This is a genomic window from Aeromonas sp. 604443 (assembly GCF_049170315.1).
GTDB classification, from domain to species: Bacteria; Pseudomonadota; Gammaproteobacteria; order Enterobacterales; family Aeromonadaceae; genus Aeromonas; species Aeromonas veronii_A.
In genome coordinates this window covers 37,700-52,534 of sequence record NZ_JAAKMI010000008.1, presented here as the reverse complement: position 1 = coordinate 52,534, position 14,835 = coordinate 37,700, and the positions used below count along the sequence as shown (strand labels likewise).

The 14,835-nt window shown below is 58.7% G+C and carries 15 protein-coding genes; 9 read left to right on the top strand and 6 right to left on the bottom strand.

Features of this window, described 5'->3' with window-relative positions; all coding sequences use genetic code 11:
• The first annotated feature begins 129 nt into the window (after positions 1-129).
• Entirely contained in the window at positions 130-1,167 is a 1,038-nt protein-coding gene (gene ompA / locus G5380_RS12525; RefSeq protein ID WP_227341426.1) for a porin OmpA, read from the top strand.
• Between the two features lie 130 nt (positions 1,168-1,297).
• On the opposite strand, the gene G5380_RS12520 is transcribed toward ompA, so the two are convergent.
• Positions 1,298-2,320 carry a GGDEF domain-containing protein gene (locus G5380_RS12520; protein WP_005343157.1) on the bottom strand — a complete coding sequence of 341 codons (1,023 nt, stop codon included), beginning with the start codon at positions 2,318-2,320 and terminating at the stop codon, positions 1,298-1,300.
• A gap of 134 nt (positions 2,321-2,454) precedes the next feature.
• Between G5380_RS12520 and rnr the strand changes: the two genes are divergently transcribed.
• The 4 genes from rnr to G5380_RS12500 are packed head-to-tail and all read left to right on the top strand — an operon-like array spanning position 2,455 to position 6,687.
• The gene (rnr, locus tag G5380_RS12515) at positions 2,455-4,854 is read left to right on the top strand and encodes a ribonuclease R (RefSeq protein ID WP_421206179.1); all 2,400 of its coding nucleotides are present in this window, start codon (positions 2,455-2,457) and stop codon (positions 4,852-4,854) included.
• A complete protein-coding gene (gene rlmB / locus G5380_RS12510; RefSeq protein WP_421209354.1) occupies positions 4,851-5,600 on the top strand; it encodes a 23S rRNA (guanosine(2251)-2'-O)-methyltransferase RlmB in 750 nt (249 codons plus the stop codon). The genes rnr and rlmB overlap by 4 nt, the downstream gene beginning before the upstream one ends.
• A 2-nt stretch (positions 5,601-5,602) precedes the next feature.
• Complete coding sequence (locus G5380_RS12505) at positions 5,603-6,175, top strand: Crp/Fnr family transcriptional regulator (RefSeq protein ID WP_266135397.1); 573 nt, start codon at positions 5,603-5,605, stop codon at positions 6,173-6,175.
• Between the two features lie 56 nt (positions 6,176-6,231).
• Positions 6,232-6,687: a GNAT family N-acetyltransferase gene (locus G5380_RS12500; protein WP_266135398.1), complete on the top strand. Its 456-nt coding sequence runs from the start codon at positions 6,232-6,234 to the stop codon at positions 6,685-6,687.
• Between the two features lie 72 nt (positions 6,688-6,759).
• Here the strand turns inward: G5380_RS12500 and srmB are convergent, their stop codons facing one another.
• The gene (gene srmB, locus G5380_RS12495; protein ID WP_421352788.1) at positions 6,760-7,983 is read right to left on the bottom strand and encodes an ATP-dependent RNA helicase SrmB; all 1,224 of its coding nucleotides are present in this window, start codon (positions 7,981-7,983) and stop codon (positions 6,760-6,762) included.
• A gap of 119 nt (positions 7,984-8,102) precedes the next feature.
• On the opposite strand from srmB, the gene G5380_RS12490 reads away from it, so the two are divergent.
• The 3 genes from G5380_RS12490 (at position 8,103) to brnQ (G5380_RS12480) (ending at position 12,013) form a co-directional block, all read left to right on the top strand.
• On the top strand, positions 8,103-8,813 hold the full coding sequence (locus tag G5380_RS12490) for a tRNA1(Val) (adenine(37)-N6)-methyltransferase (RefSeq protein WP_266135399.1): 711 nt from the start codon (positions 8,103-8,105) through the stop codon (positions 8,811-8,813).
• Positions 8,814-9,004: 191 nt separating this feature from the next.
• On the top strand, positions 9,005-10,309 hold the full coding sequence (gene brnQ, locus G5380_RS12485; protein WP_266135400.1) for a branched-chain amino acid transport system II carrier protein: 1,305 nt from the start codon (positions 9,005-9,007) through the stop codon (positions 10,307-10,309).
• A 426-nt stretch (positions 10,310-10,735) separates the two neighbouring features.
• Positions 10,736-12,013 carry a branched-chain amino acid transport system II carrier protein gene (brnQ, locus tag G5380_RS12480; protein ID WP_235699320.1) on the top strand — a complete coding sequence of 426 codons (1,278 nt, stop codon included), beginning with the start codon at positions 10,736-10,738 and terminating at the stop codon, positions 12,011-12,013.
• A 73-nt stretch (positions 12,014-12,086) separates the two neighbouring features.
• Here the strand turns inward: brnQ (G5380_RS12480) and G5380_RS12475 are convergent, their stop codons facing one another.
• Genes G5380_RS12475 through zur form a run of 3 tightly spaced genes read right to left on the bottom strand, consistent with a single transcriptional unit; the run spans position 12,087 to position 13,231 of the window.
• Positions 12,087-12,317 carry a hypothetical protein gene (locus G5380_RS12475; RefSeq protein ID WP_160882368.1) on the bottom strand — a complete coding sequence of 77 codons (231 nt, stop codon included), beginning with the start codon at positions 12,315-12,317 and terminating at the stop codon, positions 12,087-12,089.
• A gap of 4 nt (positions 12,318-12,321) precedes the next feature.
• Positions 12,322-12,783 carry a chemotaxis protein CheX gene (locus tag G5380_RS12470; RefSeq protein ID WP_005343179.1) on the bottom strand — a complete coding sequence of 154 codons (462 nt, stop codon included), beginning with the start codon at positions 12,781-12,783 and terminating at the stop codon, positions 12,322-12,324.
• A complete protein-coding gene (zur, locus tag G5380_RS12465) occupies positions 12,773-13,231 on the bottom strand; it encodes a zinc uptake transcriptional repressor Zur (protein WP_160882369.1) in 459 nt (152 codons plus the stop codon). The genes G5380_RS12470 and zur overlap by 11 nt, the downstream gene beginning before the upstream one ends.
• Before the next feature lie 137 nt (positions 13,232-13,368).
• Between zur and dusA the strand changes: the two genes are divergently transcribed.
• The gene (gene dusA / locus G5380_RS12460) at positions 13,369-14,355 is read left to right on the top strand and encodes a tRNA dihydrouridine(20/20a) synthase DusA (RefSeq protein WP_088868451.1); all 987 of its coding nucleotides are present in this window, start codon (positions 13,369-13,371) and stop codon (positions 14,353-14,355) included.
• A gap of 69 nt (positions 14,356-14,424) precedes the next feature.
• Here dusA and G5380_RS12455 read toward each other — a convergent pair whose 3' ends face one another.
• Positions 14,425-14,739 (bottom strand): hypothetical protein, encoded by a 315-nt coding sequence (locus G5380_RS12455; protein ID WP_421206183.1) that lies wholly within the window; start codon positions 14,737-14,739, stop codon positions 14,425-14,427.
• Between the last annotated feature and the right edge of the window lie 96 nt (positions 14,740-14,835).

The following is a 14,835-nucleotide window of genomic DNA, read 5'->3' as shown; positions in this document are numbered from 1 at the left end:
GTTAATTGATATCAGGGACTTGAAAATAGGCTAACGTTTATCTGCAGTGATCGCTTTTGGGCGATTGCGCCTAGAAGACGAGTTGATATCAATCAACCTCCTCCTACACAAAGTTGCAGAGGCTCAGATATGAAAAAATCATTGATTACCTTGCTGGTTACCGGCTTGCTGGCGGCCAATGCCCAGGCGGCCGGTCAGGACAACACCTGGTATGGTGGTGCCAAACTGGGTTGGTCCAACTTCTACGGCATTGATGAAAGCAATGCCCTGACGCTTGGCAATGAGACCAACGATGCCCTGGGTGCGGGTGTGTTCGGCGGCTATCAGATCAACAAAAATCTGGGGCTGGAGCTGGGTTACGACTACCTGGGCAATTACAAATACGATGCGACTACGGCGGCAGGCGCTTTCAGTGATGAAGTGAAAGCACAGCTGGCCCAACTGACCCTGAAACTGGGTTTCCCGGTTACCGATAATCTGGATCTGTATGGTCGTGTCGGTGGCGGTTATGGCTGGGCTGATACCAAGAGCGATCTCTACAAGGATGACAGCCGCTTTGTCATGGTCGGTGCTCTGGGTGCCGAGTATGCGTTTAACCTCGACTGGGCTGCTCGCCTAGAGTACCAGTACACCACCCCGTATGGCAGCCGTGATGATACCGGCCTGAGAATGGATAACGGCTTGCTGTCGTTGGCAGCGGTTTATCGCTTTGGTCAGGTTGCCCCCGTGGCACCCGCTCCGGCACCAGCCCCGGCTCCCGAGCCTGTGATGGTCGAGAAGCAGTTCACCCTGAGCTCTGATGTGCTGTTTGACTTCAACAAGGCGACCCTCAAGCCAGAGGCCAGTCAGGCTCTGGATAGCCTCTACAGCCAGATTGAAGAGGCTCGACCCAAAGATGGCGTGGCAACCGTAATTGGTCACACCGACCGTATCGGTTCCGATGCCTACAACCAGAAACTCTCTGAGCAGCGTGCCCAGACCGTCGCCAACTATCTGGTTGGTAAAGGGATCCCGGCCGCCAAGATCAATGTGGAAGGGCGTGGTAAATCCTCACCGGTTACCGGCGACAGCTGCGTCAGCAAGTCCAAGCGTGAGCTGATCGTCTGCCTGGCTCCGGATCGCCGTGTTGATGTGAAAGTCGAAGGTGTCAGCGAGGTGCAGGAGTAATCTTTCACACTGAGCAGCTCTCCACAGGGGCTGGAATTAACAGCCCCTGTTGGAGCAAGAGAGGCCAAAAAGCCAGTCAGTTGAGCTGACTGGCTTTTTACATTGGCATTGCGGTCGGACAGAGGACAAATCAGGAAGGGAGCGGCATCACCCGGTTGCGCCCCAGCTCCTTGGCCTTGTAGAGCAGCTTGTCGGTACGTTCGACCAGACAGTCTGCACTCTCCTGACCGTTGAACTCGCCCACGCCAAACGAGGCGGTGATGTGGTCGATGCGGCGGCCAGATTTGCGATCCAGAATCGACATCCGCTCTATGGAACGGCGCATGCTCTCCGCCATCTGTCTGGCCAGCGCCAGCGAGCGATGGGGGACCAGCATGGCGAACTCCTCGCCACCCAGTCGATAGGCGGTGACCCCCTCCTTGCAGGCATCGCGCAGCCGTTTGCTGAAGGCTCGCAGCACCTGATCGCCGAGCAGGTGCCCATATTCGTCGTTGAAATTTTTGAACCGATCGATATCGGCGAGGATCAGTGAAAAGGGGTGCTGACTGCGGATCAACCCCTCCAGCTCCAGATCGAAGGCGCGGCGGTTGAGCAGGTTGGTGAGTGCATCCTCGTTGGCCAGTTTGCGGGTTTCGTTGAGCGCGGCACGCAGCTCCTTGATCTCCTTCTCGGCATTGCTGAGCTGGCTGCGAAAGTGCATGGTGGACATGCGTACATCCCGCGATTCGCGCACCAAGTCTCGCAAGATGCCCATGGTATCTTCCAGGCTCAGCCCCTCATCGTCGATCTTACTTAACTTGTCGAAGCTCTTGTCGAGCATCTCCTGAAACATACCGGTATCGGAGATGGCATCCTGCATGGAGTGGCCGAGCTCGTTGGCCATGGCTGCAAGGTTGAGCTTCATCGCCTCCATCTGCTGTTCGTCCTGCGCAGCCAGATATTGGTGATAGAGGCGCTCGCAGGTAGTGAGCGAGCAGGTTCCCTGCAGTTTGATGGCTTGATCGATCGCCTGGTTGAGTTCGGGCATGCTGGCCGAGACATAGTTGTACCACAGGTGGTAGTTGTCCGGCGTAGTTGGGATTTGGTACTTGATCATCAGGGGAACTGCCTGTTTGAGATAGGCGGCGGATTGGGCAAATGTGTCCTTACTCATGAGTTCTGTGTCTCATCATGCCAGCGAACTGAAGATAGTATGACAGAGAGATTGGCCAAAAGGCAGCCGATGGATGCCATTCGCCCCCCCCTCCGATATAATGGCACCGTTACCACCTACCCTAAGGCCTGCTTATGTCTCAAAAAGATCCTTTCCTCGAACGCGAGGCCGAAAAATACGATAACCCCATCGCCAGTCGCGAGTTGATCCTGGAACTCATCAAGGGCCATGAAAAGCCCATGTCCCGTGAAGAGTTGGCCAAGGTCCTCAAGCTGAAAGATGAAGAGCCGTTGGAAGCCTTGCGTCGTCGTCTGCGCGCCATGGAGCGTGATGGACAACTGGTATTCACTCGCAACCAATGTTATGCCCTGCCGGATCGCCTGAATCTGGTCAAAGGTTATGTAATCGGCCACAAGGATGGCTTCGGTTTTCTGCGTCCGGAAGGTGGTGGTCCGGATCTGTATCTGAACAACCGAGAGATGCAACGCCTGATGCATGGCGATTACGTGCTGGTGCAGCCGACCGAGATCGACCGCAAGGGTCGTCAGGAAGCGCGTCTGGTGCGCCTGCTCAAGTCCCGTGAGGCAGACATTGTCGGCCGTTACTTCGTCGAGAATGGCGTTGGTTTCGTGGTGCCGGATGACAGCCGTATCGGCCAGGACATCATCATCCCGGAAGGGGAAAACAAAGGGGCTCGTCAGAGCCAGGTCGTGGTTGTGCGCATCAACCAGCGCGCCACCTCCCGTATCAATGCCGTCGGCACCGTACTGGAAGTGCTGGGCGAGAACATGGCGCCGGGCATGGAGATCGAAATTGCCCTGCGTACCCACGGCATTCCGCACACCTGGCCGGAGGAGGTGACCAAAGAGGTTGCCGGTCTCGGCGAGCAGGTGCCGGAGAAAGCCAAAGAGGGCCGCATCGACCTGCGCGCCCTGCCGCTGGTGACCATCGACGGCGAAGATGCCCGCGACTTCGATGACGCCGTCTTCTGTGAAGCCAAACGCGGTGGTGGCTGGCGTCTGTGGGTTGCCATTGCTGACGTCTCCGCTTACGTTAAGCCCGGCACGGCGCTGGATGCCGAAGCGTATCAGCGTGGCAACTCCGTCTACTTCCCCGAGTTTGTGGTGCCCATGTTGCCTGAGGTGCTCTCCAACGGCTTGTGTTCCCTGAACCCGCAAGTTGACCGCCTCTGCATGGTGTGCGAGATGACCATCTCCGCCGCTGGCCGCATGTCCGGCTACAAGTTCTACGAAGCGGTAATGAATTCTCACGCCCGTCTGACCTACACCAAGGTTGCCGCGATCCTCGATGGCGATCCCAAGCTGCGCCAGCAGTATGATCCGCTGGTGGGCCATATCGAGGAGCTGAACAACCTCTACAAGGCGCTCAAGCATGCCCGTCATCAGCGCGGTGCGGTGGAGTTCGAGAGCGAGGAGACTCGCTTCATCTTCAACGCCCAGCGCAAGATCGACCGCATCGTGCCGCTGGTGCGCAACGATGCCCACAAGATCATCGAAGAGTGCATGATCCAGGCGAACGTGGCTGCTGCCCGTTACATCGAGAAGAACGAAGCCTTTGCCCTGTTCCGGGTGCACGACCGTCCGGGCGAAGAGCGTCTGACCGGTTTCCGCGATTTTCTGGCCGAACTGGGTCTGGAGCTCAAGGGCGGACTCGAGCCCGAGCCGAAAGACTTTGCCGAGCTGGCTGCCAAGTTTGAGGGGCGCCCGGATGCGGAGCTGCTCTCCACCATGCTGCTGCGCTCCATGCGTCAGGCCATCTATCAGGCCGACAACATCGGTCACTTCGGTCTGGCGTTGAAGTCCTATGCGCACTTCACCTCGCCGATCCGTCGCTACCCCGACCTCATCCTGCACCGCGCGATCAAGTACCAGACTGCCAAGGAGCAGCAGGCCAACCTGCGCCACAAGTGGACCCCGAGCGGTGGTTACCACTACCAGCTGGAAGAAGTGGATCCGATGGGCGAGCACTGCTCCATGACCGAGCGCCGTGCCGACGATGCCACTCGCGATGTGGCCGACTGGCTCAAGTGCGAGTACATGCTGGATCACGTGGGTGACGAGTTTGACGGCGTTATCGCCAGCGTCACCGGCTTTGGTTTCTTCGTCCGTTTGGCGGAGATCCACATCGACGGTCTGGTGCACGTCAGCACCCTCACCAACGACTACTACCAGTTTGATCCCCTGCACATGCAGCTGATTGGCGAGAACTTCCGCCGTCGCTACCGTCTGGGCGACAAGGTGCGGGTCAAGGTGATGGGCGTGAACCTGGATGATCGCAAGATCGACTTCGTGATGGTGGAAGAGCCGCTCAAGGCCACCGGCAAGAACGCCAAAGAGATGGCGCGCAAGCAGGCCGAGATCAAGAAAGAGAAGGCCAAGAGCGCCGAGCGCCACGAAAAGCGCAAGGAGAAAGGGGGCAAGGACCACGGTAAACCCGCCAAGGGTGGCCGTGCCAAACCCAGCAACAGACGACCGGGCAAAAAAGCTCACGATAAGGCCAAGAGCACTAAATGAGTACTGAACTGATCTACGGCATTCACGCTGTATCCGCGCTGCTGGAGCGCACTCCCGAGCGCTTTATCGAAGTGTGGGCCCTCAAGGGGCGGGATGACGACCGGCTGCAACCCCTGCTGGCTGAGCTGGAGTCCCTCGGCTTGCGCGTGCAGAGCGTGAACCGCAAGACCCTTGATGACAAAGCGGAAGGCAACAATCACCAGGGCATCATGGCCCGGGTGAAAGAGGCGCCGAAGCTGGCCGAGCACGATCTGGCCAGCCTGCTGGACGAGTTGGCGGCACAACAGAGCCAGCCCTTCCTGCTGGTGCTGGATGGCGTGACCGATCCGCACAACCTCGGCGCCTGCCTGCGCAGCGCCGATGCCGCCGGGGCTCATGCGGTGATCGTGCCGCGCGACAAGGCCACGGGTCTCACCCCGATTGTGCGCAAGGTCGCCTGTGGCGCGGCCGAAGTGGTGCCGCTGATTCAGGTCACCAACCTGGCCCGTACCCTGCGCGAGCTGCAGGAGCGCGGTGTCTGGATCGTCGGCACCGCTGGCGAGGCCGATCACGACCTCTATCAGGCCAAACTGACCGGCCCGATGGCGCTGGTGATGGGTGCTGAAGGTAAAGGCATGCGTCGTCTGACCCGAGAACATTGCGACGAGCTGGTGAGCATCCCGATGGCGGGGGCGGTATCCAGCCTCAACGTCTCGGTGGCGACCGGCGTTTGCCTGTTTGAAGCTGTGCGTCAGCGTCGCTGTTAATCATGCTGACTGACAGACCCCCCTTCGATTGGGCGCAGGTCGCAGATAGAGAGGAGGCCGCGCGCCTCCTCTCTTTTGCCCGCCCGCTGACCCTCCGCCCGAAAAGCTGCCTCTGGCACGCCGGCGACAGCCCGGATCTGCTGGTCAGGGTGGAGCAGGGGCTGCTGCGGGCCAAGCTGGTGCTGGAGGATGGCCGCGAGTACATCAAGGAGTTCTACTGGGAGGGGGACGAGTTTCTCGACTTCCACCACCTGCTTAGTGGCGAGCCAGCCCGCTACAGCGTGGAGGCGCTGGAGTCTTGCCGTCTGCAGCTGTTCAGTCTGGCCGACCTGCGCCAGCTGCCCGGCTGGCCGCGCTGGTATCAGCACTTGCTGGAGGTGCAGTTGCGCATCAAGGAGGAGAAGGAGCTGTTGCTGCTCACCGGCAGCCCGCAGGCGCGCTATCAGCACTTTCTCGACAGTTTTCCCGCGCTCGATGCCAGAGTGCCCGACCACCAGATCGCCGCCTATCTCGGCATTACCCCCATCAGCCTGAGCCGCATTCGCAAACGGCTGAAAGAACTTAACAAAGGTTAATGCAGGGCGCTGGCGCCACGATTATGCTGGCAGGCCGAACTGATAAGGAGTTGCCGATGAACTGGATCCTGAAACCCTGGTCTGAACTGACCACAGACGAGTTGTATGAGTTGCTGGCGCTGCGGGCCGAGGTGTTCGTGGTGGAGCAGACCTGCCCCTTTCAGGATCTGGACGGGCTCGATCGCCGCGAAGGGGTCTGGCACCTGCTCGGCTATCAGGGCGATCTGCTGGCCGCCTATGCACGGATCATGGCGCCCGGTATCGGCGATGAGAGCGGCGCCGCCATCGGTCGGGTGGTAACTTCACCCAAGGCGCGCGGCGGTGGTCTCGGTCACCAGCTGATCGGCGAGGCGGTCAAGGCGTGTGAGGCACGCTGGCCGACCCACAGCATCTGGCTGGGGGCGCAGGCCCATCTGCAGGGCTTCTATGGCCAGCACGGTTTTGTGGCGGAAGGGGAAGGCTATCTCGAAGATGATATCCCCCATATGGGAATGCGCAGAGTGGCGGCATAACCACTCGTCAGAGTGATGCAGAATGCAGAAGGGCTATCCCGCGGGATGGCCCTTCTCTTTATCGCCAGGCGATCACTTCTTCTTTTTCTTCTTGGCGGACTTCTTCTTGTCGACCGGCTTTTTCTTCTTCACCGGTACCCGCGCCTCTTTATGTTTCGGGCGCAGCTCGTCGATCACCCGGCGCTTGAGGCGCTCTTCGGTGTAGCGCTCGATCTTGGCGACCATCGCCATGTCGTGGGCCTCCACCAGGCTGATGGCGCAGCCACGATTGCCGGCGCGGCCGGTACGGCCGATACGGTGAACGTAAACGTCGGCGCCGTAGGGCATGTCGTAGTTGATGACATGGCTGACGTTCGGCAGGTCGATGCCACGGGCGGCGACGTCGGTGGCGATCAGGAAGGGCACTTCCCCTTCGTGGAACTTGCGGATCGACTCGATACGCTTGCTCTGCTCCATCTCGCCACGGATCCAGGCGCAGCAGATACCTGCAGCCTGCAGCTGGCCGGAGAGCTCCGCCAGACGCTCGCGAGTCTTGACGAAGATGATGGCTTTCTGGGTTTCCGGATCTTTCAGGATATGGGTCAGCAGCGCCAGCTTGTGGGTGGCGTCATCGGCCAGATGGATCCACTGGGTGATGGGGCGACGTTCGCTGCGGGGCGGCTCGGCGTGCAGCTCCACCGGATCCTTGAGGATCTCGTTGGCGAACTTCTCAAGGCCGGCCCCTTCCAGGGTGGCGGAGAAGAGCATGGTGTGCTTGCGGTAGCGCGCTTCGGCCACGATGCGGTTCACATCCTTGATAAAGCCCATGTCCAGCATGCGGTCCGCTTCATCCAGCACCAGCACTTCGATGTCGTGGCTCTCGAACTCCTCTTTCTCGATGTACTCGAGCAGACGGCCCGGGGTGGCCACCACTATGTCGGTGGTCTTGGTCAGGGCAGGCAGCTGCTCTTCATGGCTGACGCCGCCGATGATGGTTTCGATGCTGAGGTTGGTATGGGCCGCCAGCGCCTTGGCGTGGGCGGTCACCTGCAGCGCCAGCTCGCGGGTCGGGGTCAGGATCAGCATGCGGCAGGGGCCCGGCTTGCGGCGCGGGAAGTCCAGCAGGTGCTGGAGTGCCGGCAGCAGGAAGGAGGCTGTCTTGCCGGTACCGGTCGGAGCGGATGCCAGAATATCGCGGCCGTCCAGGGCTGGCTCCAGCACCATCTGCTGGATGGTGGTGGGGCGGGTGAATCCCATCTCGGCCAAGGCCCGGTTGAGGGCTGGGTGCAGGTCGAAATCATCAAAGGACTGGCTCATGGCAATACTCGGTCATTAAGGAAACGGCAGATTATAGGCGATTATCTCGTCGGCTCCTATTGGTGAGTGTGTCTTAGCCGCTATAATCGCCCACCATTTTTGCAGATGACGGGGGCCAGATGGGACGTAGTCGCGGATTTACCTTCAAACAGTTCCATATCAATCACGATCGCTGCGCCATGAAGGTGGGTACCGATGGCATTTTGCTCGGTGCCTGGGCGCCGGTCGAACAGGCGCGTCGAGTGCTCGATATCGGCACCGGCAGCGGCCTGATCGCCCTGATGCTGGCCCAGCGCAGCAGATCTGACTGCCGTCTTGATGCGGTCGAGCTGGATATTAATGCGGCCAGCCAGGCGCGGGAGAATGCGGCGTCCTCTCCTTGGGCAGATCGGGTGACCATCATAGAGAGTGCCATTCAGGATTATCAGGCCGCCCCTTACGATCTTGTCGTCTCCAACCCTCCCTATTTCGTGGCAGGCCAGTCATTTAGCGATCCGGCGCGGGCGTTGGCCCGCCATACCGGCGCCCTCGACAGCCCCGCATTACTGGCGGCCTGCAATCGTTTGTTGAGCCCGAACGGGCAGGTGGCGCTGGTGCTGCCGACGGCGATGGCCGATGAAATTTTATGCATTTCGGCGAATTATGATCTGCATGGCATTTGTTATACAGCTGTTATCACCAGAGAGGGTAAAGAGGCAAATCGTGTTTTATTGCTACTTGGCAGAGGATTAAACAGGTGTGAGAGGGGTGAAATTGTGATCCATTCTGCTGATGGGGCCTATTCCGACAGATATATCCAACTGACCAACCCCTTCTATTTGAAGATGTAAATTTCGTCTTGAACTATTTTTTCACGCCATTATGCTGGTTCCAGATCGAGCGCCCGCTCCAGACCAGCTAAAACCACTGGTTGCGATGAAAAAACATGCGGGGCTCTTTTTTTATACCCCCTGAACACACCCGGTCAGCGACCGATAAAAACTATAACAAGCAATAATTTACAAGACAGACGAGGTTGAACTTGACGAAATCACTCACATTGTCCGATGTACTCGGATTAGGGTTTATGACCTTCGCCTTCTACTTGGGCGCCGGTAACATCATTTTCCCGCCGTTGGCCGGTTACATGGCTGGTGAGCACCTCTCCCTGGCGATGTTTGGCTTCCTGGTCACTGCCGTGGGCCTGCCTCTGGTAACCATTCTGGCCGTGGCGAAAGCCGGTAACGGTTGGGCTGGCATGACCAAACTGCTGCCTGCCGGTGTTGCGACTGCGCTGGCCGTTGCCATCTATATCATCATAGGCCCGGCCTTTGCCGCGCCCCGTACCGGTCTGGTTGCCTACGAAATGGGCCTCAAGCCGTTCATCGGTGATATGGGGCAAGCGGGTCTGGCGGCCTATACCGTGATCTTCTTTGGTGTGGCCATTCTGGTCTCCATGAACCAGGGCAAGCTGATGGACGCCATCGGCAAATACCTGACTCCGGTACTGATGCTGCTGCTGCTGACTCTGGCGGTCGGGGTATTCGTAGCGCCGCAAGGCGCCATGCCTGACGCGTCCGGTGACTATCAGAACAGCCCCTTCGTGAAAGGGATCCTGGAAGGTTACAACACCATGGACACCCTGGCGTCCCTGATGTTTGGCGCCCTGATCGTCGATCTGCTGCGCCAGAAAGGCATCAACGATTACAAGAGCCAGTTCAAGTATCTGGCCATTGCCGGCCTCATCTCTGCCGTTGGTCTGAGCGTGGTGTACGTCTCCCTGTTCCAGCTGGGTAACACGGCAGCCGGTGTGGCGACGGATGTCAGCAATGGTGGCGCCATCGTCAACGCCTACGTACTGAGCCTGTTTGGTCAGCCGGGTCAGTTCATTCTGGCGGCCATCATCACTCTGGCGTGTTTTACCACTGCAGTCGGTCTGATCTCCGCCTGTTCCGATTTCTTCCACAATCTGACCGGCATGGCTTACAAGAAGCTGGTGGTGTTGCTGGGCGTTATCTGTGCCGTGGTGGCCAACGTGGGCCTGAGCCAGCTGATCAGCCTCTCCATTCCGGTGCTGGTTGCCATCTATCCGGTTGCCGTGGCGCTGGTGCTGGTCACCTTCCTGAAGGGTTACTTCGGCCGTCCCCGTCTGGTGTTCCGTGGCGTGTTGATGGTTGCCTTCCTGTTCGGGTGCCTGGATGGTCTGGGTGCTGCCGGCATGAAGATGGATGCGTTTGCCTTCCTGCCGCTGTTCGACAAGGGCCTCGCCTGGCTGATGCCGACCCTGCTGGCCTGCGTAGTTGGCGTGATGGTGCGTCCGACACAGATGGCTGCCGAAGCTGCCTGATCACGCCCGATGTGATATTGCCAAGAGCCTGCCCCGTGCAGGCTCTTTTGTTTTTCTGTTCTGCTGGCGGTTTGCCCGGTGGATGGTATCCGGCCATCCTCACAGGCTAATTTCAGCTCCCTTGCGGCCCTATCCCCTGTTTATCTGCGCGTTTACACCCAGTCTGGGTAATTCGGTCATTCGGTGATTAATTTTGAGCGGATAAATTGTTTCAAGATATTAATGTGTGATTGAGATCACGCATCTCTTCTTTATGCTAAAGGTGGTGCTCCTCATCCGGTCTGCTGACCGCAGGGGAGCGAGCAGTATTGTTATCCGGTTATCTGCCAGGCAGTGGGTGCAATCAACAAAAACAAGCTGACAAGGCAGATGAGGTTGGGTTTGACGAAATCATTGAAGTTGTCCGACGTATTCGGACTGGGGTTTATGACGTTTGCCTTCTATCTGGGGGCTGGCAATATCATTTTTCCGCCGCTTGCGGGTTTTATGGCTGGTGAGCATCTGCTGGCCGCCATGTGCGGTTTTCTACTGACGGCGGTGGGGCTGCCGTTAATCACCCTGATTGCGGTTGCCAAGGGGAGTTCGGGGGGCCGCGCGAGTGGCTGGACCGGAATGACCCGCTATCTGCCCGCCGGGGCGGCGACGGCGCTGGCCATCGCTATCTATATCATCATGGGGCCCGCCTTTGCCATTCCCCGCACCGGTCTGGTCGCCTACGAGATGGGGCTCAAGCCCTGGCTCGGCGATGCCGGTCATGAGGGGCTGCTGATCTACACCCTGAGTTTCTTTGCGCTGGTGATCATGGTGGCGCTCGATCGGGGCAAACTGCTCGATGCGGTTGGCAAGTACCTGACTCCCGCCCTGATGGCGATGCTGCTCATTCTGGCGGTCGGGGTCTTTATCGCGCCACAGGGTACCATGCCCGATGCCAGCGGTGACTACATCAGCGCTCCGCTCACCAAGGGGATGCTGGAGGGGTATAACACTATGGATACCCTGGCATCCCTGATGTTTGGCGCACTGATCATCGGGTTGCTGCGCCAGAAGGGGATCGAGGACTATCGCAGCCAGTTCAAATACCTCACCATTGCGGGCCTGATCTCGGCGGTCGGGTTGTCGGCGGTCTATCTCTCTCTTTTCCAGCTTGGCAACAGTGCCGGCGGAGTGGCGAGCGACATCAGCAACGGCGGTGCCATCGTCAATGCCTATGTGCTGAGCCTGTTTGGTCAGCCAGGGCAGCTTATTTTGGCGGCCATCATCACTCTGGCCTGTTTTACCAGTGCAGTAGGCCTGCTCTGTGCCGGAGCCGATTATTTCCAAGATTTGACTGGCTGGACTTACCACAAGTGGGTGATGCTGCTGGGGGCACTCTGCGCGCTGGTGGCCAATGTGGGGCTGAGTGAGCTTATCAGTCTCTCCATCCCGGTGCTGGTAGCCATCTACCCGGTTGCCATTGCACTGGTGCTGGTGACCTTCCTCAAAGGGTGGTTTGCCCAGCCACGGCTGGCGTTTCGTGGCGTGCTGCTGGTCGCCTTCCTGTTTGGCTGTCTGGACGGACTGGGCGCTGCTGGTATGGCGATGGACGGCTTTGCCTTCCTGCCGCTGTTCGACAAGGGACTTGCCTGGCTGCTGCCAACTCTGCTGGCCTGCATCGTCGGCATCTTGATGCGACCAAGCGGTAAGCTGGCTGCCGAAGCGGCTTGATTCAGGATCAACGAGATAGCAAAGAGGCCAGCATCTGCTGGCCTCTTTTGTTTCTGCCGGATCCGTTACCGGATCAGATTTGCGGGCCTGCCGGCTTGGGTTTGCCATCCAGACCATACCAGTGGGTTTCTACCCGTCCGGCATGCCACTCGAAGGTGCCCCAGGGCTGTTTGGTTTCCCAGCGCGGGAAGTTGATGAGAACCCGGTTATCTTCGTACTTGTAGAGGGAGGTGCTGATCTGAATGTCCGACAGGATCAACAGTAGTGCCCAGCAGATGAAAATCCATTTCAATGCTTTCCACATAGGATTACTCGAAGCAAATTTCGATAGTGGCGCGACCGAAATCGGATTCGAATGGCATCATTATCTTGGTGCCATCGGCCCTGTGGGTGATGGTGTGGTTGGGGCCGGAGACGATGATGGGGGTCGCCATGTCAAACTCGTAGCCCTTCTCGCCCAGCATCCGCTTGGCACCGCCGGTCACCATGTTGGTGATTTCACCGACCATGTCGGTCACCTCTTCATTGATGGAGGCGGGAGCTTCCCCCAGCATGCGACGCATGATCTCCAGCGCCAGCCCCTTCTCGAAGCTGATGGAGAGGGAGCCGCGGGTCTGCGGGCCGACCATGCCGATCAGACCGGAGACGTCGCCGCGCGCCAGCTCATCCATCTTGCGTTTCGGTTTGCCCGGTTTTAGTTCCAGCTGCGCCATGGTCGAGAGCACATTGAGCAGAGATAGCAGGAACGGATTTACAAAATCAGCCTTCATGATGACTTCCTACAGTGGGCGTACAGCGAGCACATTGGCCATGTGCCTCTATTGTCTTATTGGTAATCGTAAAGCCATGCAAGTGGGCCTGCTCGGAAAACGCGCTATCTATTGCACTATCGTGAAGTTCGACCACATCCCCGCACTCGTCGCAGATCAGCAGCTGCATCGGGTGAGCGTGATCGAAGTGGCAGCAGAAGATAAACGCGTTGAGCGATTCCACTTTGTGAGCAAAGCCCTGTTCGAGCAAAAAATCGAGTGCCCGATAGACGGTTGGCGGCTTGGCATTGGCTTCGGTTTGTTGCAGCTGGGCCAACAAATCATAGGCGCTGATGGCGTTGCCGTGTGCCGCCAGCAGGCGAAATACCTGACGTCGGGTCGGGGTGAAGCGGATCCCTCGCTGTATACAGAGTCGCTCGGCTCGTTGTAAAAGTTGGTCTTGATTCATGATCGCGCAGATACCCTTTCTATTAGCCGGATACTATCACAGGGCCTCGCATGGCGCGGCGACAAAATTCATTTTCTGGGGCTGCTTCACGTTGTGATAAAATCCGCCCCTTTCTTTAGCCAACCCGGATGATTTTTATGCAGGCGCAGCGTTTTTCCATCGCCCCCATGCTGGACTGGACTGATCGGCATTGCCGTTACTTTCATCGACTGATGAGTCGCCAGACCTTGCTCTATACCGAAATGGTGACCACCGGTGCCATCATCCACGGCAAGGGGGATTATCTGGGTTACAGCGAGCAGGAGCATCCCATCTCCCTGCAGCTGGGGGGCAGCAATCCGGCCGATCTGGCGCGCTGTGCCAAGCTGGCCGAGGAGCGCGGCTATGACGAGGTGAACATCAACGTCGGCTGCCCCTCCGATCGGGTGCAAAACGGTCGCTTTGGCGCCTGCCTGATGGGCGAACCAGCGCTGGTGGCGGACTGCGTCAAGGCAATGCGCGATGTGGTCGATATTCCGGTGACGGTGAAGACCCGTATCGGCATCGACGATCAGGACTCCTACGAATTTCTGCAGACCTTTATCGAACAGGTGCGCGATGCCGGTTGCGATACCTTTATCGTCCATGCCCGCAAGGCGTGGCTGAGCGGCCTGAGCCCCAAGGAGAACCGCGAGATCCCGCCCCTCGATTATCCCCGCGTCTATCGGGTCAAGCAGGATTACCCGGAGCTGACCATTGCCCTCAACGGCGGCGTCACCTCCATGGAGCAGGCTCTCGAGCACCTGCAACACGTCGATGGCGTCATGATGGGGCGTGAAGCATATCAGAACCCCTACATTCTGGCGCAGGTGGACAATCTGGTGTTCGGCCAGAACAACGCCGTGCCGAGCCGCCACGAGGTGGTGCGGATGATGCTGCCCTATATCGAGCAGGAGCTGGCCAAGGGCAACTACCTCTCCCATATGACCCGCCACATGCTGGGGCTGTTCCAGAACATGCAGGGGGCTCGCGCCTGGCGCCGTCACCTGAGCGAGAACGCCTGCAAACCGGGCGCCGGTATTCAGGTGGTGCTGGATGCCATGGCCAAGGTGCCGGAGTTTGCCAGCAGCGAGACGGCCGAATAAGCCGCTTTGTCAGGGCAAGAACCACAAAAAGCGCGTCAATCGACGCGCTTTTGGTTTTTCTGGTCAGGGTCACCCTGATGTGTTGTCAGAAGCCGTACTGTAGTCGTGTATCTCTCCGGGGCGCGGAGTAAAACGTGGATCGCCATCTTTGTATTCACGAACAAGCTGCATGGTCTTGCAGAAGCTGGCCTGCTTGTCGTACTCCTGCCGGGCAAGATCGATGGCCCGTTCGGCCCGGCGCCGCTCCATCTTGTCAGACTTGCGATCGCTGAACTGTTGCTGCTGATGCAGCATCCAGCCGACAAACTCTTGCTGGCATTGGGATTCGCTACTGGCCTGCGCAGGCAGGGTCCACAACAACGAGAGCAGTATCAAATAACGCATGTCTGACTGGGTATTGAAGATTAATTGAACAGAAGGGGCGGCATTTTAGGCTGGAAATCGGGATGTGAACAGTATCAATAGCGAGGCCCCGCAGGG

Bases quoted from the DNA above. Each gene is read 5' to 3' on its own strand.
- ompA (WP_227341426.1), top strand. From the start codon at position 130: ATGAAAAAATCATTGATTACCTTGCTGGTTACCGGCTTGCTGGCGGCC.
- G5380_RS12520 (WP_005343157.1), bottom strand. From the start codon at position 2,320: ATGAGTAAGGACACATTTGCCCAATCCGCCGCCTATCTCAAACAGGCA.
- rnr (WP_421206179.1), top strand. From the start codon at position 2,455: ATGTCTCAAAAAGATCCTTTCCTCGAACGCGAGGCCGAAAAATACGAT.
- rlmB (WP_421209354.1), top strand. From the start codon at position 4,851: ATGAGTACTGAACTGATCTACGGCATTCACGCTGTATCCGCGCTGCTG.
- G5380_RS12505 (WP_266135397.1), top strand. From the start codon at position 5,603: ATGCTGACTGACAGACCCCCCTTCGATTGGGCGCAGGTCGCAGATAGA.
- G5380_RS12500 (WP_266135398.1), top strand. From the start codon at position 6,232: ATGAACTGGATCCTGAAACCCTGGTCTGAACTGACCACAGACGAGTTG.
- srmB (WP_421352788.1), bottom strand. From the start codon at position 7,983: ATGAGCCAGTCCTTTGATGATTTCGACCTGCACCCAGCCCTCAACCGG.
- G5380_RS12490 (WP_266135399.1), top strand. From the start codon at position 8,103: ATGGGACGTAGTCGCGGATTTACCTTCAAACAGTTCCATATCAATCAC.
- brnQ (WP_235699320.1), top strand. From the start codon at position 10,736: ATGACGTTTGCCTTCTATCTGGGGGCTGGCAATATCATTTTTCCGCCG.
- G5380_RS12475 (WP_160882368.1), bottom strand. From the start codon at position 12,317: ATGTGGAAAGCATTGAAATGGATTTTCATCTGCTGGGCACTACTGTTG.
- G5380_RS12470 (WP_005343179.1), bottom strand. From the start codon at position 12,783: ATGAAGGCTGATTTTGTAAATCCGTTCCTGCTATCTCTGCTCAATGTG.
- zur (WP_160882369.1), bottom strand. From the start codon at position 13,231: ATGAATCAAGACCAACTTTTACAACGAGCCGAGCGACTCTGTATACAG.
- dusA (WP_088868451.1), top strand. From the start codon at position 13,369: ATGCAGGCGCAGCGTTTTTCCATCGCCCCCATGCTGGACTGGACTGAT.
- G5380_RS12455 (WP_421206183.1), bottom strand. From the start codon at position 14,739: ATGCGTTATTTGATACTGCTCTCGTTGTTGTGGACCCTGCCTGCGCAG.